Genomic DNA, 25,550 nt, shown 5'->3' on the forward strand with positions numbered 1-25,550 from the left:
TTCGCAGAGCTTGAGAGGGATGAAAGCTGGAGGTGCTAACCTAAACAGTGAAGATTGATCCATTAGACAGGTGGGTACGGTCGACGGATGGGAGACGCTGTCCCAGCTTCTCGTGCCGATGCCTCTGACCGTGCGGCCTGAACGGCACCAAGTTCACATGCCCGGAGCGCGCCGCCAGGGAATTTCCACAGCATTCGCGACACGACCCTGCATCCCCGGACGAAAGTCTCGCAAGAAGCCCATCAAATACGACAGGCGGCGCTACAAACGCCGCAACCGCATCGAGATCATGTTCGGTCGCATCAAGGACTGGCGGCGCGTCGCAACCCGATACGACCGATGCCCCGAAACATTCTTCTCAGCCATCATCCTCGCCGCCATCGTCTTGTTCTGGCTTTGAAACTCAATGAGTATGGACCATAGGTCGTGCGGCACTGCGAAAGTGCAGATGATGAAGACGGGACGACGACTGATGACAGGCCAGAGCGGCGACATTATTCGGGCCATGCGGAGACGCGCCAGCAGGATCTTCGACTTCTGCATCATGGCATTCTGTGTCCTGGCGGTGATGCTTGCCGCAGGTGTGGTCCGGGTTCGCGAAAGAGCTGCGGATTTCACCCGACCCGAGGACGCGATCCATCTTGGCCTGGTGCTTGCCGGCTCACTGGCATTCGTCGCCCTTGTCATCGCGTATCGCCGCAGCAACGAGCCTCTCGAGAGGTATGACCGGGCCGAGAATACCCTGGTTGCCCTGCTTCGCGCAGACCGTTCGGAATACATCCGAAACGAGTTCGACGCGCTGGCAAGACGCTCGCGACACGATCCTTTTGTCCGGGGCCTGATGGATGATCGGCGAGATGCGATCATGAACCACCTGGCGAGTGTCATGGCGGCGGAAGCGCAAGAGCGCGAGACACGACGGAAGCTGGCGGAGATCGCTGCCGCGGAAGAGATGGCAGCCCGGGATGAAAAGGTGCGCGAGACCCGGCTGGCGGCTCTGACGAAAGCCTTCGAGGACGTCAGCCGGGCCTGCGTCGATCACATCGAGGCCCGGTACAGGGACTCGCCGGTCTGCCAGGTGGAGAGGCTTTTCACGGAGGCCCTGACGATCGCCAGGAAGAACCGGATCGACGCGGAAGCGAACTGGAACACGAAACTTCACGGCATGTCCTGGTGGCAACAGCTGAACACCGAAGGGCCTGACCTCGCAGCAATGGACAAGCAGATCGCGGAGATCGAGGCCGCGCAGCGCCGCTTCCTCAGGTCCGGCAAGTCTGCCCGGAACCGCGCCCACTTCGATGTGGTGAAGGATCGCGCGAAGGCGCGTCACCTGCAATGCCTGCTGCCAGCCTACCAGACCCTGCCAAGCTCCCACCTCGAGCGTTATGACGAGAAGATGATCGCGAAGAGCGCGCTCTGGCTCGCGGCGATGTCGATCCCGGTCTCGGCCTGGGTGGATATCACCCGGGCAAGCGACATCTACGACTGTCTCCGCGAGGTGAACGGCAACTATGCGGGAATGTCCGACATCGATATCTGGATGGACGCCCTGATGATGCCATCGGAAAGCCTGGCCGGCCTCGCCTCGCTGACCAAGGGAGCCTGGTTCGAGAAGCTGGTCGAGAGCGACCTGGGAGGGGAGCGCTTTGAGCACTTCAACCATCCGGACGCCGACATCGTGGTCGATGGCATCGCCTACCAGTTGAAGGCCACCGACAGCGAAAGCTATATCGACAGCGTTGCGGACGGCATCCCGGTCATCGCCACCTCGGAGGTGGCCGCCGCAACAAACGTGATCGACGGCGGCTACGCCAATGCGGACCTGAACGAGTCCGTCGATCTTGCGCTCGGTGGACCCGGCATCGATATCGACGACACAGCGATCGATGCCTTGCTGGCAGGAGTCGGTTGCTTGGGCACGCTGGCGATGCTCCGCGGCTTCAACCACGTGTCGGAAAAGATCCGCAATGGCGGGGATCGCGAAGAGGCCGTCCTCGAAGGGATCGGCGTTGCCGTCACCGGAACAGCGAAGGCCTTCGTCGACACGGCCGAGCTTGGCTACAAGGCACTCAATTCGCGGCCGAGCCGCTTTCTCGGCCGCATGGTCGTCAAGGCGGCCACTAAGCTCGACGAGAAGCTGTCCGGCAACTAGGGTCCAGACGGCGCCAGTCAGGCCGGCTCGCCGTCGACCGGGATGAGTTTCGGTTCTCTTGGGCTTTGATGATGGGTTGGGTAGCCCCTCCTGACGGCACTTATGTGCCACAGTGATCCAGACAGGATCAGGAGGAACCCGCTATGAAGGACGTCTCGATCATCGGCGTTGACCTGGCGAAACAGGTTTTTCAACTGCACGGAGCGACAGCAGAAGGCGAGGTCGTGTTTCGCAAGAAGCTGTCGCGCAAGCAGTTTCTCACGTTCATGCAGTCGCAGTCCGGGTGCATCATTGCGATGGAGGCCTGTGCCACCGCTCATCATTGGGCCCGGACCTTGTCGGCCATCGGGCATGAAGTGCGCCTGATCGCCCCGAAATTCGTCAAGCCGTATGTGAAGAGCCAGAAAAACGACATGGCGGATGCCGAGGCGATCGCGGAAGCGGGCAGTCGGCCGACCATGCGTTTCGTCGAGGTGAAGACGCCGGAGCAGCAGGGCCTCGGCATGATCTTCAGGCTGCGGGATCTGCTGGTAGGGCAGCGGACGCAGATGATCAATGCCTTGCGCGGCCATCTCGCCGAGTTCGGGCTTGTCGCCGGGAAGGGGCGGGAGAACGTGGACAAGCTGCGGACCGTTCTGGAGCCGGGCGCAGGGTCAGACGATCTTCCTGCTGTGGTCCGCCACATGGCACAGCTTTGCTTTGATCAGATCGACGATCTGTCGCAGAGGATCACCGAGCTTGATACGCAGATCGCGGCGGCCAGCAAACGTTCGCGGTTCTCAGCCCGACTGCAAAAGATGCCCGGCATAGGCCCTATTACCGCGATGGCATTGGCGGCTTTCGCGCCACCGATGGAGAGCTTCCGTCAGGGAAGGGATTTCTCGGCTTGGCTGGGCCTCGTGCCGCGACAGCATTCCAGCGGCGGCAAGCAGAGGCTCGGCCGCACGAGCAAGTCCGGCCAGCGCGACATCCGGCGCTTGCTGATCATTGGCGCGATGGCCGTAATCTCCGGGACCAAGATCCGGCCACCCGCAGAAAGCTCGTGGCTGGGGCGGATGCTGGCACGCAAGCCACGGATGCTGGCCGCCATCGCATTGGCGAACAAGATGGCCCGCATGCTTTGGGCCATGATCACAAAGAACGAAGAGTTTCGAGGGGGACCGCTGATGGCGAACTGACGAGGTCAGCAGCACCGCCTCGAAATGCGGGAGAAGCTGAAGCTTGTATGAAATCGATCGGACAGATCGGGGTTGGGGAAACCAGTGTCACATGGAGAGCTTCGAGCTCGTTTTGATGTTTTGACCACAACCCGCGCATCCCATACCGGCCATGGAGCAAAGCGCTCCGACGAAAGGCCTGACACATGGACGCATTCGATCGTATCATGCTAGCCGAGGCGACAGCCCGCTAAAACCGGGGCTACCCACACATGATGTGACCGCCCCCCGAGGTCATCGATGTGCCAAGGTGGGTCTGCGACGATCCACAGAGGAGAGCGGTCATGTCGGAGGTTACCACGGTCGGGCTCGATCTGGCGAAGAACGTGTTTCAGGCGCACGGTGCCGACGCCTCGGGCCGAGCTGTGCTTCGGAAGAAGCTTCGGCGGGATCAGGTGCTCGACTTTTTCGGCCGCCTGCCGCCTTGCATCGTGGCGATGGAAGCGTGCGGCGGGGCGCATCTCTGGGGCCGCGAGATCGGCAAGCTCGGGCATGAGGTGCGGCTGATCCCAACCTCCTACGTCAAGCCGTTCGTGAAGCGGCAGAAGAACGACGCCGCCGCCGCCGAGGCGATCTGCGAAGCGGCCCTGCGTCCGACGATGCGCTTCGTGCCGGTGAAGAGCGAGGAGACCCAGGGGGCCGCGATGGTCTTCCGCATCCGCGAGCTTCTGATCCGGCAGCGGACGCAGGCGATCAACGCCCTGCGGGGCTATCTGGGTGTCAATCGGCGTCGAACTTCTTATTGCGCGCCGATCAACACCCGACCTCCGCTTCCCCCAAATCGTCATCTGCGATGTCGCTGAATCTTCACATTCGATGTCGCGCCGCACTGGCCTCGGCTCCAGCGCCAGATTCCGTTCGTTCTTGTCGCTCGAAGATCAGTTGATCTCGACCTCGACGGTACCTCCAAAGGACTTTGCAACGGAAAGATAAGAGCGGAACTCCTTGGCAGCCTCCACGATCTTGCCTTCGAGAAAAAGGATCTCCGCAATATCCTCGCACTCGAACTTTTGACCTTTGAGCAGGGTTTCGACATAGATCGAATGCGACTGCGCAATAGCGCCAGGCCTTTTTCGATATTCCCAAGTGTAGAGGTGCGTGGACGAGGGCATGTATTGAGAGCAAAGCGCACGCTCTTCGTCGGTTATCTCCGCGATCGCTCCCAGTTCGAACCTGACGCCTTTGTGTCCGCCGAGCAGGCCTTTCAAGTCTTTCTGGTTGCGGGAAAAGATAATCTTCATTTGCGATGCCTGTTAAACTGAACGACAACTCCATTGCTATTGGATGTGGTAAGCTCGCGGCCGGGAAGCTGTCAAGTTTCGAGCTTGGCGGTGGCGTCGGAAAAGGCGCGCAGGTCAGCGCTGAAGCAGGGTACTGGTCTAGGATCAGGACTTCGGTAACGGTGCCGTGCCAGTTAAGCGGTTCGCGACGGCGCCGTGCCCGCAGCCGATGCAAGCGTCAGCTATCGCATGATCTTTCGGGTGTGATGCCGCAGCAGCGTCAGGCTGCTCTCCGCCGAGCCTGTGTGAAAACCCCTGTTCGTGTTAGACTTCTGCAAGTAGGGAGGCTCTGCATGTCGGGTTTCATCGAGGGTGTGAGGCGGGATCAGACGACGCTTTTTCCGGAGCGGCTGGAGGACTGGATCGGCGAAGACCATCTCGTCCGCGTCATTGACCTCTTCGTCGATCAGCTCGATCTGGCAAGGCTTGGCTTTCATCGTTACGCGGCAGCGCGGACAGGTCGGCCGGGCTATCATCCGGCGGTCCTGCTCAAGCTGTTCATCTACGGCTATCTGAACCGGATCCCCTCCAGCCGGCGCCTCGAGCGCGAAGCGGGGCGCAATGTCGAACTGATGTGGCTGACCGGGCGACTGGTCCCGGACCACAAGACGATCGCGGACTTTCGGCGCGACAACGGTGGCGGCATCCGCAAGACCTGTGCGCAGTTCGTGGACCTCTGTCGCCGGATTGGCGTGCTGAAGGGCGACTGCGTGGCGGTCGACGGGAGCAAGTTCAAGGCGGTCAACAACCGCGACCGCAACTTCACCAAGGGCAAGGTAGCCAGCCGCCTGGCGCATCTGGAGGCCGAGGTCGGTCGCTACATGGAAGAAGCCGACCGGATCGATCGCCAGGAAACCGGCGAGGCGCGAGCCGAACGGGCAGCGCATCTGACCGGCCGCTATGTCCGGATCCGGCAGGAGATCGAGCGCCTGCTGGCGATGCAGGAGGCCCTGGCCGACGCGCCGGACGGGCAGATATCGCTCACCGATCCGGATGCACGCGCCATGGCCACAAGGGCGCAGCACAGCGGACACGTCGGTTACGACGTCCAGAGCGTGGTCGATGCCGAAACCCACCTGATCGTGACCCATGCCGTGACGAACCAGGGCCACGACCGGGATTTGCTGGCGGTGATGGCCTGCGTGGCGAAGGCAGTGCTTCAGCGTGAGGATCTGCACATCCTCGCCGACAAGGGCTACTTCAGCGCCCGCGAGATCCTGACCTGCCACGAGCTGGGCATCACCACGACCGTGCCGCGCCCCGACACCTCGGGCAGCCGGTCGGAGGGGCGGTATGTGAAGGCCGATTTCGCCTATGAGGCGGAGTCCGATGTCTACCGATGCCCGGCGGGCGAGGCACTGACCTACCGATACACCACCGAGGAGGATGGCCTTCAGTTGCGGCGCTACTGGACCACGGCCTGCGCGGCTTGCGACCTCAAGGCTCGCTGCACGACCGGCCGGGAACGGCGGATCACCCGCTGGGAGCAGGAGCACCTGATCGAAGCTGCCCAAGCCCGGCGGCGCAGCGCATCGGCACCGATGAGTGTCCGCCGCTCCACGGTCGAGCACCCGTTCGGCACCCTCAAGTCATGGATGGGCCCCAGCCACTTCCTCACCCGACGTCTCTGCAACGTTCGGACGGAGTTCGCGCTGAACGTTCTCGCCTACAACATCAAGCGAATGGTCTCGCTGATCGGCATCGCAGGCCTGACGAAGGCGATGTCCGGCTGAGCTGACAGCCCCGACGCACGTGCCTTCGAGCTACCGCCAAACCATCCCGCAATTTCCGCAGAAGCGCCACTACTGAAGCAGACGAAAAGGTCGGTCGTCGTGCGATCGCCAGTTTCCACACTGCCTCGGCGGTGAGCGGACCGTGAGGTCGCGGCATCGCGTCCGTGGCAATGGGCGAAAGCGGCCATTCGCGACTCGCTCTTGGCGCAACGCGTTGCGCAGCAAACGGACCTTCGCTCCTGCGTTGTTGAGCGCGGTAAGATAGCGCGCCCGGCCCATTGCTGCCGGTCGAGCCTGCAGGGACGCTGCAGCGCGGCTTCCCTGAACCGGCCGTTGATAGCTGACCGCAGCGAGATTGACCGTGCGGTGTCGGCACTGCGGGACCAAGCTGTTATCGGCGCAGTTCGCGCCTGCCTCATGCTCCTGCAGGAGGCCAATAATCTGCTCTTCCGTCAGTCGTGCCTTCTTCATCGTCCCTCCTCTTCATGGGCCGAACTCTAATCGCAGATGGAGGAAAGATCGCGTGGCAGGTCACGCAGACAACGGCCATGCGCGCAAACCCTTGCATACTTCTACCGTCGGAGGGCGCGCCGGAGCGTAGTGCCTTTACGTGAACGTTTGCGCCGAGTGTGGAGGGCTTGCGCCACCGTCAGGGAAGCGAGCTGAAACGTAGCCGTCCGCGTCGCCGGGATAGTGTCGGCTCGCCAGACTCGCGTGCCCCGTCTCGGCAAAGAAGACATCATACCCCCACGACGATGCCCCATCACGTCAGTTTCTCGGAAAGAGGACTGTCAGGCCCAACCGAAGCGCCCATCCATCCGGGCCGCTTTCGGGGGCCTCCAGCCAGTAGCGCGCTCCGGCCTGGAACTGGAGCGGACGGCTGCCCGCCTTCACGAGTTGCGCGACCGTGAAGTTCACCGGCACACTCCATTGCTGGTCCTCCCAGTCGTAGGTGGACTCGCTGTTGAGGGTGAACGTCGTTCCGCCTGGTGTCGAATGAGAGAGAAAGGGCTGGACGAGGGTCACGGAGGATTCCCCGAACTCCTCCTCGTCCGAAATGGACCACACATGGTTGCTGAGCGCCCCTCCCGTCCAGGGTCCCTGCTGGATCGCCACCACGGCGGTCAGGCCTGCGCCCCATTGCTTGGGAGCGATGCCGTCGTTTGCCGTGGGAAGTTGCACGACCGGGCCAGCACCCCAGATCACTCCGGCAGCCGTCGGTGTCTTGGGCGAGAAGAACAGGCTCTGGGTGATGTTGCCGAGGCCCGTCTCATCCTCCGATCCCGGCCCGAGATCCGAGCGCCGGACGATCGGCACGATGGTGCGCGAGATGAGGTTCCAGTTCGGACTGATCGAGAACGGGATCACCGGCTGGATGTTGAGCAGCGACTGGTGGCCATCCCCGGTACCGAGGCCCTCGTCGAAGTTGAACTGGAACGGCACGCTGATGAGGTCCGAGACCGGATTGGCAAGGTCGTGCGCGAGGTCCTGCGTCCCGGCTTCCTGTGCGGCCGACGCCCCGGCGAGGCTCGCGGCGCTCGCCCAGACAAGGATGGTCGGGAAGCTAGCGGGACGTTTCATGGTTTCCTCCGTCTGCTGTTTGCGCACCCGCGGGCTGGCCGGTCGCCTTGTTTCCGTGACCTTCGCTCGTGACTCGCCGCTTTGCTGAAGCCAATCTCCCGCATCGGCTTCCCACCTAGCTAGCGGCTCCACCTGGCTGTTCCAGAGGAACCGGAAACCGAACTGCCCGGATTGCCGCGTGGTGGAGCAAGCATCGATGGCCGGGGGGAGAAACATCAAGGGAACCGGCGCCTCCAAAGGTCAGGCGCGATCGTATCGCATCGTGGCATCCATCCATGGATAGGAAGAGTTGCGTTCCTGTCGCGACCGACTGCATCTCGAGGCGCCTCGTTGCCGAGGGATAGATGGCAGTCACGCGGGCCGACCGCCTCGCTTGCGGAGCGAGAACAAGCCGGAGCAGCCCGGGTCATCCCCAACGATACGCTCAAGGCCGTCCGGCGCCGCTTCGGCACCTGGCCACGCGCCCTTCGGTCGTCGAAATGACGTCCGCCGATGGCTCGTTTGCCGTGAAGAAGGCGCAGATCCTTGCCTGACGCCCCACGAAGACCGGCTTCGCCCGTCCAAAGCCCGCCCGGCATTCGATTTCGCTCGCCGTTTGTTCTCAGAGCAATAGCGGACAATGGCTCGCCCCTCGGGACGGCGCCGAAGGGCGATTGCGACGCTTCCCGATGCCCGGACCCTTCCCGAACATTCCGACCGGGATCAGGGTCCCAGTGGCCCCGCACACCGAGATCAGGATCACTCGCTCCGCGAGGTCGTGCAGATTGACCTGCGCCGCTTAAGCGATGGCAACCCCCGTCGGAAGTCGGCAAAAATCCGGAACCGATTTGGAAAGACGTGCATTACAGGGGAACTTCCTTGAGATCGGCCCCTTGACCCTCTCACTTGTTCCACCGAGCCGGGCACGGAAGGACACAAGGCGCATACCGGGGCAAACCCGCGCGATCCACCTGACCGCATCGACCGCCATATCGATGGCAGCCAGTCGGCGCAGTACCAGACTACGCATTCCCACGACGGAAATCCGACAGAGGAGCGAAGACCATGGGAAGGACATTCCAAGGAAAGGCGAGCCTCGACATCCGCGACTCCCGCGCGGATTGGGAGGCGTTCCTCGACAATCGGGCACCAAAAGACGCGCCCAACGTCCTCGTCGTTCTCTACGATGACACGGGTCAGGCAGCATGGTCGCCCTATGGCGGCCGCATCGAGATGCCGACGCTCGACAGGCTGGCACGGAACGGCCTTACCTACTCCCAATGGCACACCACGGCGGTCTGCTCGCCGACGCGCTCCTGCTTCCTGACCGGACGGAACCACCACCAGAACGGTTTCGGGTCTATCTCGGAGGCCGCCACCGGGTTCCCCGGCTACAGCGGCCACATCCCGCTGGAGAACGGCACCATCGCCAGCATCCTGCGCGACGCCGGATGGAGCACCTTCTGGATCGGCAAGAACCACAACGTGCCCGTGGATGCGTTCGGCATGAGCGCGTCGAAGAAGAAGTGGCCGCTCGGGCTCGGCTACGACCGTTTCTACGGCTTCATCGGCGGCGAGACCAACCAGTGGTATCCCGAACTGATCGAGGACAACCACTTCGTCGATCAGCCGGCTCAGCCCGAGGATGGCTACCACTTCTCGAAGGACATCGCGGACAAGGCCATCCGGTTCATCCGGGACTCGAAGCAGGGCGATCCCGACAAGCCCTGGTACATGTGGTACTGCCCCGGCGCGAACCACGCCCCGCACCACGCGCCGCAGGAGTACATCGACAAGTACAAGGGCAAGTTCGACGACGGCTATGAGGCCTACCGCGAATGGGTGCTCGCCCGGATGATCGAGCGCGGCATCCTGCCCGAGGGTACCGAACTCACGCCGATCAACCCGATGCCGGAGAATGTGGCGGCCGGAGGCGACATGGTGCGGCCCTGGGCGAGCCTCTCCGACGACGAGAAGCGCCTGTTCAGCCGCATGGCCGAGGTCTATGCCGCGTTCTCGGAATACACCGACGTTCAGGTCGGCCGGCTGATCGATTACCTCGAGGAGTCGGGCCAGCTCGCCAACACCCTGATCTTCTACTGTGCCGACAACGGCGCGTCGGGCGAGGGCAGCCCCAGCGGTTCGGTGAACGAGAACCTGTTCTTCAACGGCTTCCCCGACGACGTGGAGCGCAACCTGGCCATGATCGACAGGCTCGGGGGGCCCGACACCTACAACCACTACCCGACCGGCTGGGCCGTCGCCTTCTCCACGCCCTACAAGATGTTCAAGCGCTACGCGTCCTTCGCAGGGGGAACCTGTGACCCGCTCGTCATCCACTGGCCGAAAGGCATCAAGGCAAGGGGCGAGGTGCGCGACCAGTACCACCACTGCACCGACATCGTGCCGACGATCCTCGAATGCTGCGGCGTGCCGTTACCCGACACGCTGGACGGGGTGCCGCAGGCGCCGCTCGCGGGCGTGTCGATGGCCTACAGCTTCGAGGACGCGAGCGCGCCCACCCGGAAGAAGACCCAGTACTACGAGATGGCCGGCACGCGCGGGATCTGGAGCAAGGGCTGGAAGGCCGCGGCCCTCCACGCGCCGATGCCATCGGACCAGGGCGGCTTCGACCGGGATGTCTGGCAGCTGTTCCACACGGACGTCGACCGGTCCGAGGCGCGGGATCTTTCCGCCGAGCATCCCGAGAAGCTGAAGGAACTGGTCGAGCTCTGGATGACGGAGGCCGAGAAGAACAACGTCCTGCCGCTCAACGACCTGAACGTGCATGACCAGCACGCGGCCGAATTCCACGCCCCAAAACGCGACCGGTACGTCTACTATCCGGGAACCACCGAGGTGCCGGAAGCCGTGGCGGCCGGAACGCTGGGCGTGTCGTTCAAGATGCTGGCCGAGGTGGAGTTCACTGGCGACAGCCAGGGCGTGATCATTGCCCAAGGCTCCCGCTTCGGGGGGTACTCGCTGTTCGTGAAGGGCGGCAAGCTCTTCTACGTTTACAACTTCCTCGGCGTCCCGCCGGAACAGCGCCTGGTCACCGAGGCGCCCCGGCTCGGCCGGCACGTCGTCGGAGTCGAGTTCGTGAAGGAGCGGATCAGCGACCTCGGGGAGGCCTTCGGGCAGATGACGCTTTACGTGGACGAGGAGGTGGCGGCGCAGGCCGCCTTCCGGACCCAGACCGGCCGCTACGCGCTGTGTGGCGAGGGTCTCTGCGTCGGTTACGACGGCGGCGATGCGGTCTCGAGCGAGTACAAGCCCCAGTTTCCGTTCTCCGGTGGGCGGGTCGTGAAGGTCGTCTTCGACATTGCCGACGACGTCTACATCGACGTGGAGCGCAAGCTCGCCGCGGCCTTGGCGCGGGACTGACGGAGCCTCGCCATGGACCAGAACCACCTCGGCTCGTGGTGGCGGGAGCGTGACGGCCGATCTCCGGATGGCCGTCCGGCCCTGTCCGCCGGAGCGGTCCGCCACATCGCCGCGGCGCGGTTGCCGGCCGTTTGCCCACGGATCACCGTGCCTGCGACCGGACGAGGGCGTGGACTCAAGCTGACAAGCGTGCAAGGGCGCTCATCGGCGATCTCGTACTCGCGACCCGTGCGGCGGAACGGCCGCAGGCCCTCCGGGTTGCCGGTCCTTTCTGCGAGGATCGATACATGAACCTCCCGCACCACCCGACAGGGGCACCGCTTCAACCGACATCTCCCGGTCTCGACATGGTGTGGATCCCCGGGGGCACCTTCCAGATGGGGTCGGACCGCCATTACCCCGAGGAGGCTCCGGTGCATCGGGTGACGGTCGACGGCTTCTGGATCGACCGGACGCCGGTCACGAACGCGGCATTCCGGAAGTTCGTGCAGGCCTGCAGCTACGTGACCATGGCCGAGCGACGGCCGGACCCGGCGGACTACCCCGGCGCCCCGCCGCACCTGCTCAAACCCGGGTCGCTGGTGTTCCGGCCGCCGAAGACGGCGCCGGTCGACACGCGGGACTGGAGCCAGTGGTGGAAGTTCCGGTTCGGGGCCAACTGGCGCCATCCGACCGGTCCGGGATCCTCCATCGCCGGCCTCGACAGCCACCCGGTCGTTCATGTGGCCTGCGCGGATGCAGAGGCCTACGCCGCCTGGGCGGGAAAGGAACTGCCGACCGAAGCGGAATGGGAGTTCGCGGCACGCGGCGGCATCGACGGGGCGGAATACGCCTGGGGCGATGAATTCATGCCAGGCGGCCGCAGGATGGCGAACACCTGGCAGGGCCAGTTTCCCTTCCGCAACCGGCGGGCGGGCGGATACGAGCGGACGTCGCCGGTTGGAGCCTTCCCGCCGAACGGCTATGGCCTTTGCGACATGATCGGCAACGTGTGGGAGTGGACCGCCGACTGGTACGGTCCGCAGCATTCCACCGATGCGTTGAAGCCCTGCTGCATCCCGCGGAACCCTCGAGGGGCCGCCGCGTCAGACAGCCTCGATCCCTTGCAACCCGACATCCGCATCCCTCGCAGGGTGCTCAAGGGCGGCTCGCATCTCTGCGCTCCAAACTACTGCCGCCGCTATCGACCCGCCGCCCGCCACCCGCAGCCGATCGACACCTCGACCAGCCACGTGGGCTTCCGGTGTGTGCTCCGCCCCGCGAGCACCGGGCAATGACGGAGACGGTGACGCGGACCCAAGTCGTGCTGGCGCGGATCGCCGTCGCGGCGTCCGCTCTCTTCGTCGTGGCGGGGCTCGTCTGGTACGGCTACTCGGCTGAAGTGCATGAGCGCATCTGGCGCGACATCGCCGCGCGACCCGGAGGGCCCATGACCTTCCGCTTCATCCTCCAGCCCTGCATGGCGGCCGCCGCGGCGTTCCACGACGGGGTGCAGGATGCGAGGCTCGGTCGCTCCCCCTATCTCTGGACGCTGCTCACCGGATCGAACGAGCGCGCGATCCGCCTGCGCGAGGGCCTGCTGGCCACCGGCCGGATCTTCGTTCTGGCCCTCGTGATGGACGCGATCTACCAGGTGACGGTGCTGGGGACGTTCTACCCCGCCGAGATACCGCTCGTCGCGATCCTGTTCGCCTTCCTGCCATACGTGCTGTTGCGCGGGCCGTTCGCCCGTCTCGCGCGTCGGCGGGCGGGCCGGAGCGGCGGCGCCTCCACCGCGACAAGATCCCAGAGAGGAAGCGCCATGGACCCGGACCCCGCCCGACCGCCCGTCACTGCTCAATCTGCTTCAGAGCAGATCTCGGTCGAACTCTCGGCCCGGCGCACGGGAATGTCGTTCCAACGCACCCGGATGAGCGCCGATCGCACGCTCATGTCGGTGATCCGGACCTCGCTGTCGCTCATCAGTTTCGGCTTCACGATCCATCAGGTCTTCGACAAGGCGCAGGACGCAGGGATGATCTCGCAGGCCGGTGACGCGCCGCGCAACTTCGGCGTGGCCCTGGTGCTTCTGGGCATCGCGATGCTGGTGATCGGCATCGTCTACCACGTGCAGTTCATGGCAGGCCTCCGGATGGAGCGCCAGGCGATGACCGGGGCCGGGCTGATCCACGGCGAAAGCCACTTTCCCCTCTCGCTCACCCTCGTCACCGCCTTCGTGCTGCTCGTCATCGGCGTGTTCGCCATCGTCAGCATGGTCTTCTCGGTCGGGCCGTTCGGCTGAAGCCTGAGCCGTTTACCTAATCAACGTCGTCTTTAGGGGGCCGAGATGGCACATGAAGCTCGAAGGCAGGAGGGCAGGACGCCCGACATCCTCGTCACCAAGGGCAAGGATCGTGGAACCTCGAGCCTGACCTTCCGCTCGCGCGGTCTCATGGGGCACCGGACGCCGGACCCTGATCGGCCCGCCAAGGTCTGGATGTTGCTCGGCGACGGCTGTGGCGTGTCCCTCAGGGACGAGCGGTCCCTCTTCATCACTCGACGGAGTGTCTACCGCTCGGGACTTTCGAACGTCGATGCACGGGCCGGGATGAACGGGAAGATCGTGGGGATTGCCCCCGCGCGCAGGAACCAGGGCTACGCCACCCGGGGCCGTGTTCCTCACGCGTCATCCCCCAGGCTCGATTGCCCATGACGGCCGAAGAGTTCCGCGAGGGCCTCGTCGTGGCCACCGACCTCACCGTCCTCGCCATCGACGTCATGGTCCTCGGGCTTGTGCTTGCCGGCACGATCCAGACCTTCGTGGCCGGTGCGGGTGTCTTCCTGTCGCGGACCGCGAGAGATACGGAAAGCCGCGGCGTCTGGCTCCGCTACGGCCGCGTCCTTGTCGCTGCCCTCACGTTCCAGCTTGCCGCCGATATCATCGAGACGGCGACGACGACCGACTGGGAGGATGTGGCAAGGCTCGGCCTCGTCGCCGTGATCCGCACCTTCCTCAACTACTTCCTGGAACGCGACCTTTCCGACCTTCGCGAGCGCCAGCGTGAAGGGCCGTGAATGGACGAGCCGACTTCGATGGCACAAGCGGCTTCAGTTCGTGATGGCGAGTGGATTCGGTTGGACGTCCCCTCTTGACGGTCCCCTCGTCAACCGGGTGAAGGACGTTCGCCAATTCAACCATTTCGCCGTCAGCCGGTTGTCGTGGCCTTACCGCCCTGTGCAGCAACGCGCTGACGGGTTCCGCCGGGAAAACCCTGTCGTCCTCCGGCGTCGGGGAGGGCGACCGGCAAGACGACACGACGCTTTGATAAAGGATGCTGAAGGATGAAGAAATCGCTCGTTCTCTTCGCCACGCTCGCAGGAACTCAGGCCACGGCCCAGGAGTCCGGCTGGACCTATTCGGCGACGATCTATGGTTGGCTCCCGGAGACATCCCTGTCGGCAAACACGTCGGAAGGCAGGGTTGAAAGCGACATCAGCGTGAGCGACGCCCTCGACACGCTGAAGTTCGGGTTCATGGGCGCCGTTGAGGCCAGGCATGGCCGCTGGGGCCTGATCGGCGACGTGATCTACTCCGCGACCGAGGACTCGGCTGCCGATCCCGCACCAGGCTATTCGGAGGCGGACATCGGATCCACCAGCGCCATCGGCACCGCCTATCTGCTCTACCGAGTGCAGGAGACGGCGACGACCAGCGTGGACCTCGCCTTGGGCCTTCGTGGCTTCCGGCTGACGACGGACATTTCCGTCACGGCTGTGGACGGATCCACGCAATCCCTCGATCTTGAGGACGAGTGGATCGACGCCCTCGTGGGAGCCCGCCTGCGTCATGAGTTCAACGACAGGTGGTCTGCCAGCCTGATAGTGGATGTCGGCGGCTTCGAGAACCACATCGGTGATGCGTTTCAAGGCCTCGCGACGGTGAACTACCGGATCAACGACCGGTGGTGGGCAGAGGCGGGCTACCGCCACATCGAGTCCGATCGAGGCGACGAGGTGGGCGACATCGACCTCAAACTCTCCGGCATCGTCTTTGGCGCCACATACCGCTTCTAGCTCTTGTTACCGCAAGTCACGGCAAAAGACATACCTGACCTTCATGTCGATCCTGCCGGCAATGCCGGGCAGAATTCGAGTGTCGGCTTTCGCGCAGATGCTGCGACAGCTCTGCCGCACCTGCATCTGTCCGCTCTCCGCCCCTCGTGTCGGCGCCTGGCGTCATGCTGTGCGGCGCACGAGGGGCAGCAAAGGGCTGCACGCAGCTCCTACTGCACTTCGCCTGTGCGACCGCTTCGCGAAACGGAGCATCACGCGCCGGCAGGCGGAAAGGGGTCGTCTGCGTTAGTCGGCGGCGCCCCGAAGTCGCTTCTACGCGTTGGTGCCGCTCCGGCCAGTTTCGCGAGATGCCTTGCAACCCACGCATTATGGCCGCTGCTCACTTCGACACCCGCCAGCCATTCCGTGACGTGCGAGCAGCGCCGTCGATCGGTAACGCGCTCGACGAGGCCGGCAAGAACCTCGCGCTCGGCGTCGGAGGGTCGCGCGGGATCACCGGGCACAAGATAGGTGTCTCACGAGTGAGACTGGATGTCTGACGGCGGCGTGGCGCGTCGTTCCGATCCAGTGGGTGCTGATGCCGGCCGGCCGGCCAACTCCAGCCCATGCGACCAGATCGATGGCGGCGCAACGTCCGTCAGAGCGTTTTCTCCGTCATTTCAAGCCACTGGATGAGCGCGCGGCGTATCATCTCCGGACGCGTTGGCAGATCCGGCTCGATCCGGCGGCGGTCATCAAGAGCTGCAATGAGTTCCCTAGGAAGACGCAGGTTAATTGCCTCCGTGTCCTTCTTTGGAGGAGCCATAAAATAATTCCAATCCCGATGTTGACACCAAGATACCATTGTGCCACCATTGACGAACCAAGGCAAGGGATTAGGGCCCCTCGCCTCGGCTCTGACCACACTGATCTATCAGGAGATCATCATGGCTACCAAAGTGACTACCACGCCGCTTAGCGGGACGGAACCGCCTGCGCGCTTCACCCACACGCCGATTTCGCGCTGCTTCTCGCGGCTCCTCGGCAAGCTCGGCTGCTGCGTCGAGGCCGAGCGCGACATCGCGCATGCGAACTGGGCCGATCCGGCCTTCGCGGATTGGCTGACCGAGGCGGAACGCACCCGCGTCACGACGTTGGCGGGCATGGCCGAGGTGCTGGATCTCCAGATCGAGCGCGTCTCGGACCTGCCCTTGCGGCTCACCACGATGCTGGGACAGGCGATGCTGCGGAGCACGCATCCGGACGAGTTCACCCAGCTCTACGGCCTTCTCGATCGCCACGCCGACTGCTTCTGCTGCCCCGGCAGCGATCCGACGTCGCGCCGCGTCGACCGCATGCTGAGCACGGCAAAGGCGCGGCTCCACGTGCTGGCGGCGCTGTCCACCGGACCCGACACGTCGTCCGACCCGGAAGTGTCGCCCGGCGGCTGCTGATCAGGACGCATCCGGATTTTCGGCCGGTTTCCCGCAACCGATCCGGATCATTCGAAGCTGGCCCGCGGCCCAGCGTCGCTCCGCACGTCTCCGGGCCACACGGGCGGTGGCCGTCTCCATCTGCATTCGCATGATCCGGATCTTCTTGGACGGCGCAATCGACCGCTCCCGGGCAGCGTCCGCGCCGCCCCCCTTCCTCTCTCACCTGACAAAGGACAACCATCTTCACCGACAAGAGATACTTTCTCTCCGACGACCGGGAACCGGTGTATCCGGGCCTGCTCCACGCGCACTGGATCGACGAGGCCGAGGCCAAGGGCTTCACGCTGATCGACCGGGTCTGGGACAGGCTGCACGTCCTGCTCGAATGCAAGGCCTGCGGATCGCAGGACGTTGTTCGCGTGTCCGTGCTCATGGGCTTCCAGCCGATCTGCCACGCCTGCAAGACCGATCGCTGGCATGACACCGCCGAGGCCGCGGGTCTGGAATACCTTCGGCGGGACGCGCACGATCGGCACTACGGGATCTTCCGGGCGCCCTGCGGGCACGAGCTTCGGCGACAGTTCGGACTGATCGAGCGCATGGCGCAGGGCGAGACCGGCTTTCGTTGCGCGATCTGCCAGGCGGGGACAGAAGCCGCGGAAGCGGAGCGTCGCTGCTGGCAGCTGCTCGGACCCGATCACGAGGGCGACCCGAACTACCGCCTCTACCGCCACTCCTGCGGCCACGAGCAGCGCGTGGCACGGGTGAATATGCAAACGGGCCGCTTCCAGTGCGGCAAATGCGGACCGGCCTGGCCGGCGGCGCCCAACAACCTCTACGCGCTGCGCTTCGTGCTGGGCGACGGGACGACCGTCGTGAAGCTCGGCCACTCGAACGATCCGGAGAGCCGCCTCCACCACCAGCTTCGGCTGCGGGACGACCTGCCGGCCGATCTCCTGAAGACGGTGCCCATGGCCAGCGGCTCGGCCGCGCTGCGCATCGAGAAGCGGCTTCACGCCACGCTGAGGCGCCGCTTTCCCTGGGCAGTTCTGCCGGCCGAACGGTTCCGCGGCGTGATCAAGGTCACGACCGAAGTATATGACGGCAGGCTCGAGCCCATCGTGCTGGCCGCCCTCGACGCCATCGAGGCCAGGGCGCGTCGCAGGCCGTGCCCACGCGGCTGATCCACCTGCCTCTTCCGCCCCATGCCCTCCCGGCCGGCGCCATACCGGCCGGGACCGATCCGGATTTTCCCGAAGGTGTCCCCTTGACCCAGTCGCCCTCTGTTCCGGAAGTCTCGGCCTTCCCCTGCCGCCGCGTTGCGGAGTTTCTCGCAGCCCATCTGTCGCTTGATTTTCCGGATGCGCGTCCCGAACTTCCGGATTTCCAGAATCCGGAGTCCACCGAACCGCTGCTCGACCTGATGCGCCGGGGCATGGCGGAGGCCGAGGACGAGATTGCCCGCCGTGAGGCAACCGAACGGCTCCGCCGGCCTGGGCGGCACGAGGCGCTGGAGTTGCTGATGGTGGCGGCCCTCGCCAGGGTGCTGCCCGAGGGCCACGATCTCGCGCCGTTGTTCGACCCCGGAGCGATCACTCTCGTGCGACCGCCCCTCCCCGGCTGCGAGGATGCCATTGGCAAGGCATTCAGCGGGCGGCTTCTGCGCCATCTGCGCGACCGGGCGGAGGTCGACGAGGAGGATGCCGCCGATCCGATGATCCGGATCGTGTCGTTCAGGACCGATCAGTCCCCGCGCGACCGCGCCAGCGAGATCCGGCTCCACCGCGACAAGGTCCGCGACGCCGTCGGGATCGGGCGGCCGGTCTTTCTGGTCAGCGCCGAGCGCGACCTGCGGTGGGGCGATCTCGCGGCCCTTTTCGGGCCGGAGGTGCGGCTGCCGCGGCTGTCTGCCGGCCTGCTTCTAGAGGTGCTGAGCCGCACCCATCCCGAGGATTTCGACGCCGAAGCTCTCCGTTTTCTCGAGACGGAGGCGCTGGCCCGCCTCGCGCCGATCGCGATCCGCGCCGCATTCATGGCGCCCACCGCAGCGGCCGTGGTCGAGCGCCTGGCCGGGATGGCGAACCCCGTCACCGCGCCGAGCCTCACGCTTGCGGACGTTCGTGGCCAGCCCGAGCCGGTGCGGATCCTGACGCGCATGGTCGCCGACCTCGGTCGCTGGCGCGAAGGCGGGCTTGCCTGGAACGAGGTGTCGGCCTCGGCCCTGTTCTACGGCCCGCCCGGCACCGGCAAGAGCATGGCGGCCGAGGCGACCGCGGGCAGCGCCGGCGTTCCGTTCATCGCCACCAGCTACAGCGCCTGCCAGAAGATGGGCCACCAAGGCGACATGCTCGCCGAACTCCACGCACGGGTCGATGAGGCGATCGCCGGGGCGCCGTCGGTCTTCTTCATCGACGAACTGGACAGCTTCCTGACCCGCAGCGACGACGGCAACTCGGCGCGCTACCAGCGCGGTGTGGTGAACGGTCTGCTCGAGGAACTGTCGCGGCTCGCCCGCGCCGAGGGCGTTCTCGTCCTCGGCGCCACCAATCATCCCGGCGACGTCGATCCGGCGGTGATCCGCTCGGGCCGGTTCGACCTGAAGCTCGCCATGGCGCTGCCCGACGTCGCGGGGCTGGAGGATCTGCTCACTACCGGCCTCGCCCGTCTCGATCCCCGCCCCCGGATCGAAGCCGGGGCGATTGCGGCCCTCGCCCGTCGCCTGCTTGGCTGTTCGGGCGCCGATGTGGCGGCGCTGCTGCGCGACGCCGCGAGCCGGGCGCGGGCCGCCGGCCGCCTTCTCACGGCTTCCGACCTGACCGCGGCCGCCGAGCGGCTCGCGCCGCCGCTTGATGCCGAGATCGACCGCCGCGTCGCGCTTCACGAGGTGGGTCACCTGCTGGTCGGCCACCTTGTGGGCCGGCCGGCGCCGAGCCTCGTCCGCCTAACGGCGCAGGGAGGCTTCGTCGCCGGCGCCAGGACCGCGCTACAGACGCTCGACACGGCGGAGGAGGATCTGGCGATGCTGATGGGCGGCCGTGCGGCGGAAGTTCTGGTCTATGGCGCGCCCTCGAGCGGCGCGGGAGAGGGGCGGGACAGCGATCTCGCCTCAGCGACACGGCTCGCGCTGAAGCTGGAGGTGTCGTGGCGCCTGACGAACGGCGACGGCGGGCTGTCATGGCAGGATGCCGAGCGCGGTGACCTGCTCGGCACCGATCCCGGACTGCGTGCCCGGATCGAGGCGCGGCTTTGCGCGGCGTACGCCACGGCGCTCGACCTGCTCGGCCGACACCTGCCGCAGCTTCACCGGATCGCGGCCGTCCTGCTGCGGGAGCGCGACCTGGATGCCGATCGCATCACCGCCCTCCTCGCGGACGTCCGCAAGGGGCCGCCCGATGCGGAGGAGACCTCGCAGGTCATCCCCTTCCCGCTCATGCCGCAGGAGCCGTCCCCCGATGGGCTGGCATAGGCCGGGCGTCGGCCAGCACCGCCGTTCGCTCGGCGCAGGGTGCCCCCTCGTCAAACGCATCAGGGTAAGCCGGGCTTCTGCCGGAAGTACCTCCTTGCGATTCAGCTTTTTGCGCGTGTCCTCCGCAAGGGACGTCAGTGCCACCCGCAGCCCTCGCCCGCCGTCCCGTGGCCTGAGGAAAGACCGAGACAAGGCACTGTTATCCGATGCATTCCCGGTGCCGACCGAAGGGATATCCACAGGCCTGACGGTCCGACAGTCGAATCGCTGCTTCGCGGAACCGCGGCCTGAGGTAGACTGGCGGCCGAGGAGCGGGATCCTCACCCCGCCCCTGCCCCAGACCCCCGGAACCGCGATCGGCCGTGCCGGTTGCCTGCAGCGGAGCATCTCGGCCGATGGCCCGAGCACGGAAGACGCATGCCCGATTGAAGGCCGGAGCCAACGCTCCGGTCGCGGGCGGCGCGTCGGATGGCTCTCCGCCTGCGAATTCGGAAACGGCGGACCTGTCCGCCGCCGCGGAAGCTTTCAGGAGCTTTCTCCGCGCGCTGGCCCGGGAGGCGGCCCGGGCCGACCATCGTCGGAACGGCGGCGGCGGGAAGGGGAAGCGGTAGGGGCGGCGATGGGCATGGCCCGCCCGCCCCGGATGTGTCGAAGCCGTGCCGGGATGACCTGCAGATGCCGAACACCCCGCTTTCGCTGCTTGCCGGAACGAATGCGAACGATGATCATGGGTCCGAAGAGCGAACCCGGTCCAGACGAAGGAGCCTCGCCATGAGCAAGGGCAATCGCGTGGCGATCTACGCCCGCTTCTCGACCGACCTGCAGCGGGAGGCCTCGATCGAGGACCAGCTGGTATACTGTCGCGAGGCGGCGCTGCGGCAAGGCTGGCAGGTCGTGGCCGAGTACAGCGACCGGGCGACCTCCGGCGCCAGCATGTTCCGATCCGGGATCGAGGCGCTGCAGCGCGGCGCCAGGGCCGGCCAGTTCGACATCGTGCTGTGGGAGGGCATGGACCGGCTGTCTCGGAAGCTCTCCGACATCTCGCGGTTCCACGAGCGGATGGAACATGCGGGCATCCGGATCTGGACCATCACCGAGGAAGACGTCGACGACATGAAGATCGGGCTCAAGGGCACGATGAACGCGATGCAGCTGCGCGACATCGCGCTGAAGACCCGGCGCGGCCAGCGCGGCCGGGTGCGGCAGGGCAAGGTCGCGGGCGGCAATTCCTATGGCTACGACGTCGTCGCGGGACCCGCGGACGGCAAGGGTCGGACCGAGGGCGGTGAGCGCGCGATCAACCCGGGCAAGGCCGCGGTGGTGCGCCGGATCTTCGAGGACTACGCGCGCGGCCTGTCACCGAGAAGGATCGCCGAGGCGCTGAACACGGAAGGCATTCCGGGACCCCGGGGCCGCGCCTGGGGCGCCTCGACGCTGCACGGCAACCGCGAGCGCAGAACCGGGATCCTCAACAACGAGCTCTACATCGGACGGCTGGTCTGGAATCGGCTTCAGTACAGGAAGGATCCGGACACCGGCAAGCGGATGTCGAGGCCGAACGCCGGCGACGTCCTGGTCACCACGGACGTCCCGCATCTGCGGATCGTCGACGACGACCTCTGGCAGCGGGTTCGGGCACGGCAGGGCGCGCTGACGTCAAAGGGAACGCAGGTGGCCGTCTGGGACCGGCGGCGGCCGAAGTTCCTGTTTTCGCGGCTGATGAAGTGCGGCTGCTGCGGCTCCGGCGTCTCGAAGGAAGGGCGGGACGGCTTCAGCTGCTCGGCGGCGCGGAGCAAGGGTGCGGCGGTCTGCACAAACCGGACCGTCATCAAGCAGGCCGACCTGGAAGGCCGGGTGCTGCACGCGCTCGAGCATCACCTGATGGACGAGGCGGCGGTGCGGATCTTCTGCGAGGAATACGCCGCGGAGCGGAACCGGCTGGCGGCGGGTGCCACGGCGAACCGCAAGGGGCTGGAGAAGGAGCTGGCCCAGGTGAAGCGCGACCACGCCAAGCTGGTGGATGCGATCATCGCCGGCGTGCCGGTCGAGCAGGTGAAGGAGCGGATGAACGCGCTCGACGCAAGGCGGAAGGAGCTCGAGCGTCAGCTCTCGGCGGAGGCCGCGCCGGACCCGGTGCGGTTCCACCCGTCGATGTCGGGCGCCTACCGCGAGCGGATCGGGGCGCTGATCCGGGCGCTGCGGGAACCGGAGGGGATGGAAGAGGCGAAGGAGGCGATCCGGGCCATGGTGGAGAAGATCGTGCTGACGCCAGTGATGGGGCCTGACGGCAAGACGGAACTGGCGATCGACCTGCACGGGGCGCTGGCGAGCCTCCTGCGCCTGGCGACGGGACTGCCGATGGCCGATGTCCCGCGACGGGCAGCGGGCGGTGCAAATAGCGTCACGGCCTCGGATGGTGTTTCCGAAGCCGTTGAATTTGTTGACAAATTAGTGTTGGTTGCGGGGGCAGGATTTGAACCTGCGGCCTTCAGGTTATGAGCCTGACGAGCTACCGGGCTGCTCCACCCCGCGGCCGTTTTGCGTCTTGAGCGATTGTTTGCTTCTGACGCGGATGATTTTGATCGTTCTGGAGATTTCGTTTCTTTTCAGGTCTGGCGGCGACCTACTCTCCCACGTCTTGAGACGCAGTACCATTGGCGCGACGGCACTTAACGGCCGAGTTCGGGATGGGATCGGGTGTTTTGCTCGTGCTATGGCCACCAGACCGGAGAAGAAACGACAACATCAGGCTTATGCTTGTTCCAGGTCGTGCTGCTTTCTGATCTGGGGCAGAGCGAGGTTTCGAGCCTTGCTGTTACCGGGTCAGATCAAGCCAATCGGGCAATTAGTACCAGTCAGCTGAACGCGTTGCCGCGCTTACACCTCTGGCCTATCGACGTGGTGGTCTTCCACGGCCCTCAAGGGAGACCTTGTTTTGAAGGGGGCTTCCCGCTTAGATGCCTTCAGCGGTTATCCTGTCCGAACATAGCTACCCAGCACTGCCGTTGGCACGACAACTGGTCCACCAGTGGTTCGTTCACCCCGGTCCTCTCGTACTAGGGGCAACTCTTCTCAAGTCTCCTACACCCACGGCAGATAGGGACCGAACTGTCTCACGACGTTCTAAACCCAGCTCACGTACCTCTTTAAATGGCGAACAGCCATACCCTTGGGACCTGCTCCAGCCCCAGGATGAGATGAGCCGACATCGAGGTGCCAAACGATGCCGTCGATATGGACTCTTGGGCATCATCAGCCTGTTATCCCCAGAGTACCTTTTATCCGTTGAGCGATGGCCCTTCCACTCGGGACCACCGGATCACTATGGCCGACTTTCGTCTCTGCTCGACTTGTCAGTCTTGCAGTCAGGCGGGCTTCTGCCATTGCACTCGACGACCGATTTCCGACCGGTCTGAGCCCACCATCGCGCGCCTCCGTTACTGTTTGGGAGGCGACCGCCCCAGTCAAACTACCCACCACGCAGGGTCCCGGATCCGGATGACGGACCGCGGTTAGACATCAAGAATGCGAAGGGTGGTATCTCAAGGTTGGCTCCACGGGAACTGGCGTCCCCGCTTCGATGCCTACCACCTATCCTGCACATCACATTCCTGATGCCAGTGCGAAGCTATAGTAAAGGTTCATGGGGTCTTTCCGTCTAACCGCGGGAAGTGTGCATCTTGACACACAGTTCAATTTCGCTGAGTCCACATCAGAGACAGCGGGGAGATCGTTACGCCATTCGTGCAGGTCGGAACTTACCCGACAAGGAATTTCGCTACCTTAGGACCGTTATAGTTACGGCCGCCGTTTACTGGGGCTTCAATTCAAGGCTTGCACCTCTCCTTTTAACCTTCCAGCACCGGGCAGGCGTCAGACCCTATACGTCGCCTTACGGCTTCGCAGAGCCCTGTGTTTTAAGTAAACAGTCGCCACCCCCTGGTTTGTGCCCCCCGCCCATGCTTGCGCACAGACGGGGCCTCCTTCTCGCGAACTTACGGAGGCATTTTGCCGAGTTCCTTTGATGTGGTTCTCTCAAGCGCCTTGGTATACTCTACCAGTCCACCTGTGTCGGTTTAGGGTACGGTCTGATGGAGGGCTATTTCCAGGGACCGCTCAGCAGCCCGGCCAATCCGATAAGGCCGAACTACACCTGCGATCCGTCACATCCTCCTGGCCCAGGAATATTAACCTGGTTCCCATCGACTACGCCTTTCGGCCTCGCCTTAGGGGCCGGCTCACCCTGCTCAGATTAGCTTTAAGCAGGAACCCTTGGACTTTCGGCGACAGGGTCTCTCACCCTGTTTGTCGCTACTCATGTCAACATTCTCGCTTCCGATCTCTCCACCGGATGCCTTACGGCCCGGCTTCACAGAAAGCTTCGCGTCTCTGTCTCCCCGGAGGGATAAGAGACATGAAGCTATATCACGGAACGCTCCGCTACCACGCACATTGCTGTGCATCCTGAGCTTCGGCTCGTGGCTTGAGCCCCGTTACATCTTCGCCGCAGGACAGCTTGTCTAGACCAGTGAGCTGTTACGCTATCTTTAAAGGATGGCTGCTTCTAAGCCAACCTCCTGGTTGTTTTGGCCGTCCCACATGCTTTCCCACTTAGCCACGAATTGGGGGCCTTAGCTGCAGGTCAGGGTTGTTTCCCTCTTCACGACGGACGTTAGCACCCGCCGTGTGTCTCCCGGATAGTACTCTCGGGTATTCGGAGTTTGCTTAGACTCAGTAAGGCTGTGGGCCCCCATCATCCATGCAGTGCTCTACCCCCCGAGGTATTCGTCCGAGGCGCTACCTAAATAGCTTTCGCGGAGAACCAGCTATCTCCAGGTTTGATTGGCCTTTCACCCCTAGCCACAAGTCATCCAGACCCTTTTCAACGGGTGTTGGTTCGGACCTCCATCAGGTGTTACCCTGACTTCATCCTGCTCATGGCTAGATCACCTGGTTTCGGGTCTGATCCCACGAACTCGACGCCCTTTTAAGACTCGCTTTCGCTGCGCCTCCACCTATCGGCTTAAGCTTGCTCGTGAGACCAAGTCGTTGACCCATTATACAAAAGGTACGCCGTCAGGTCTCATGGACCCTCCGACTGCTTGTAGGCGTCCGGTTTCAGGTACTGTTTCACTCCCCTCGTCGGGGTGCTTTTCACCTTTCCCTCACGGTACTGGTTCGCTATCGGTCAGCAAGGAGTACTTAGCCTTCGGGGGTGGTCCCCCGATCTTCAGACAGGATTTCACGTGTCCCGCCCTACTTGATATGTCTCCTGGAGCTTCCTGTACGG

At 64.5% G+C, this 25,550-nt stretch carries 15 protein-coding genes, 1 tRNA gene, 2 rRNA genes and 2 pseudogenes (1 of these 20 running past the window's edge); 14 read left to right on the forward strand and 6 right to left on the reverse strand.

The window, feature by feature from the left end:
- Nucleotides 1–205: 205 nt before the first annotated feature.
- The 4 genes and pseudogenes from CK951_RS14910 to CK951_RS14925 form a co-directional block, all read left to right on the forward strand.
- Nucleotides 206–400, forward strand: a pseudogene (locus tag CK951_RS14910) (transposase); the annotation flags it as partial.
- A gap of 48 nt (nucleotides 401–448) precedes the next feature.
- On the forward strand, nucleotides 449–2,152 hold the full coding sequence (locus CK951_RS14915) for a hypothetical protein (RefSeq protein WP_157764579.1): 1,704 nt from the start codon (nucleotides 449–451) through the stop codon (nucleotides 2,150–2,152).
- Between the two features lie 143 nt (nucleotides 2,153–2,295).
- Nucleotides 2,296–3,330, forward strand: a complete 1,035-nt coding sequence (locus tag CK951_RS14920; RefSeq protein WP_096786879.1) for an IS110 family transposase — start codon at nucleotides 2,296–2,298, stop codon at nucleotides 3,328–3,330.
- Between the two features lie 323 nt (nucleotides 3,331–3,653).
- Nucleotides 3,654–4,085: pseudogene (locus CK951_RS14925) on the forward strand (IS110 family transposase); the annotation flags it as partial.
- 162 nt (nucleotides 4,086–4,247) lie between these two features.
- On the opposite strand, the gene CK951_RS14930 reads toward CK951_RS14925, so the two are convergent.
- Complete coding sequence (locus CK951_RS14930) at nucleotides 4,248–4,610, reverse strand: hypothetical protein (protein ID WP_096786880.1); 363 nt, start codon at nucleotides 4,608–4,610, stop codon at nucleotides 4,248–4,250.
- Between the two features lie 332 nt (nucleotides 4,611–4,942).
- Between CK951_RS14930 and CK951_RS14935 the strand changes: the two genes are divergently transcribed.
- Entirely contained in the window at nucleotides 4,943–6,382 is a 1,440-nt protein-coding gene (locus CK951_RS14935; protein ID WP_096786881.1) for an IS1182 family transposase, read from the forward strand.
- Nucleotides 6,383–7,150: 768 nt separating this feature from the next.
- Here the strand turns inward: CK951_RS14935 and CK951_RS14940 are convergent.
- Nucleotides 7,151–7,963, reverse strand: a complete 813-nt coding sequence (locus CK951_RS14940; protein ID WP_096786882.1) for a hypothetical protein — start codon at nucleotides 7,961–7,963, stop codon at nucleotides 7,151–7,153.
- 1,044 nt (nucleotides 7,964–9,007) lie between these two features.
- On the opposite strand from CK951_RS14940, the gene CK951_RS14945 reads away from it, so the two are divergent.
- From CK951_RS14945 to CK951_RS14970, 5 genes are all read left to right on the forward strand, one after another.
- Nucleotides 9,008–11,326, forward strand: coding sequence for an arylsulfatase (locus CK951_RS14945; RefSeq protein ID WP_096786883.1), 2,319 nt, complete (start codon nucleotides 9,008–9,010; stop codon nucleotides 11,324–11,326).
- A 287-nt stretch (nucleotides 11,327–11,613) separates the two neighbouring features.
- Nucleotides 11,614–12,603, forward strand: coding sequence for a formylglycine-generating enzyme family protein (locus CK951_RS14950; RefSeq protein ID WP_096786884.1), 990 nt, complete (start codon nucleotides 11,614–11,616; stop codon nucleotides 12,601–12,603).
- 8 nt (nucleotides 12,604–12,611) lie between these two features.
- The gene (locus tag CK951_RS21425; protein ID WP_198402366.1) at nucleotides 12,612–13,607 is read left to right on the forward strand and encodes a YidH family protein; all 996 of its coding nucleotides are present in this window, start codon (nucleotides 12,612–12,614) and stop codon (nucleotides 13,605–13,607) included.
- A 407-nt stretch (nucleotides 13,608–14,014) separates the two neighbouring features.
- Complete coding sequence (locus tag CK951_RS14965; RefSeq protein ID WP_096786885.1) at nucleotides 14,015–14,380, forward strand: DUF1622 domain-containing protein; 366 nt, start codon at nucleotides 14,015–14,017, stop codon at nucleotides 14,378–14,380.
- Between the two features lie 267 nt (nucleotides 14,381–14,647).
- Nucleotides 14,648–15,379: an outer membrane protein gene (locus CK951_RS14970; RefSeq protein ID WP_096786886.1), complete on the forward strand. Its 732-nt coding sequence runs from the start codon at nucleotides 14,648–14,650 to the stop codon at nucleotides 15,377–15,379.
- A 637-nt stretch (nucleotides 15,380–16,016) separates the two neighbouring features.
- Here the strand turns inward: CK951_RS14970 and CK951_RS21120 are convergent.
- Complete coding sequence (locus CK951_RS21120) at nucleotides 16,017–16,223, reverse strand: ribbon-helix-helix protein, CopG family (RefSeq protein ID WP_332461070.1); 207 nt, start codon at nucleotides 16,221–16,223, stop codon at nucleotides 16,017–16,019.
- Nucleotides 16,224–16,305: 82 nt separating this feature from the next.
- Here CK951_RS21120 and CK951_RS14975 point away from each other — a divergent pair, with 82 nt between their 5' ends.
- From CK951_RS14975 to CK951_RS22000, 4 genes are all read left to right on the forward strand, one after another.
- Nucleotides 16,306–16,812 carry a hypothetical protein gene (locus CK951_RS14975; RefSeq protein WP_096786887.1) on the forward strand — a complete coding sequence of 169 codons (507 nt, stop codon included), beginning with the start codon at nucleotides 16,306–16,308 and terminating at the stop codon, nucleotides 16,810–16,812.
- A gap of 266 nt (nucleotides 16,813–17,078) precedes the next feature.
- A complete protein-coding gene (locus CK951_RS14980) occupies nucleotides 17,079–17,978 on the forward strand; it encodes a hypothetical protein (protein WP_096786888.1) in 900 nt (299 codons plus the stop codon).
- A gap of 83 nt (nucleotides 17,979–18,061) precedes the next feature.
- The gene (locus CK951_RS14985) at nucleotides 18,062–20,260 is read left to right on the forward strand and encodes an AAA family ATPase (protein ID WP_157764581.1); all 2,199 of its coding nucleotides are present in this window, start codon (nucleotides 18,062–18,064) and stop codon (nucleotides 20,258–20,260) included.
- 771 nt (nucleotides 20,261–21,031) lie between these two features.
- Nucleotides 21,032–22,759 (forward strand): recombinase family protein, encoded by a 1,728-nt coding sequence (locus tag CK951_RS22000; RefSeq protein ID WP_096787287.1) that lies wholly within the window; start codon nucleotides 21,032–21,034, stop codon nucleotides 22,757–22,759.
- Here CK951_RS22000 and CK951_RS14995 read toward each other — a convergent pair.
- From CK951_RS14995 to CK951_RS15005, 3 genes are all read right to left on the reverse strand, one after another.
- Nucleotides 22,716–22,792, reverse strand: a tRNA-Met gene (locus tag CK951_RS14995). The two genes, CK951_RS22000 and CK951_RS14995, sit on opposite strands and share 44 nt — an antisense overlap.
- A gap of 78 nt (nucleotides 22,793–22,870) precedes the next feature.
- Nucleotides 22,871–22,985, reverse strand: a 5S ribosomal RNA gene (gene rrf, locus CK951_RS15000).
- Between the two features lie 99 nt (nucleotides 22,986–23,084).
- Nucleotides 23,085–25,550 (reverse strand): 23S ribosomal RNA (locus tag CK951_RS15005) (it continues 402 nt past the right edge of the window).

This window comes from Rhodobacter sp. CZR27, assembly GCF_002407205.1.
GTDB lineage: Bacteria > Pseudomonadota > Alphaproteobacteria > Rhodobacterales > Rhodobacteraceae > Cereibacter_A.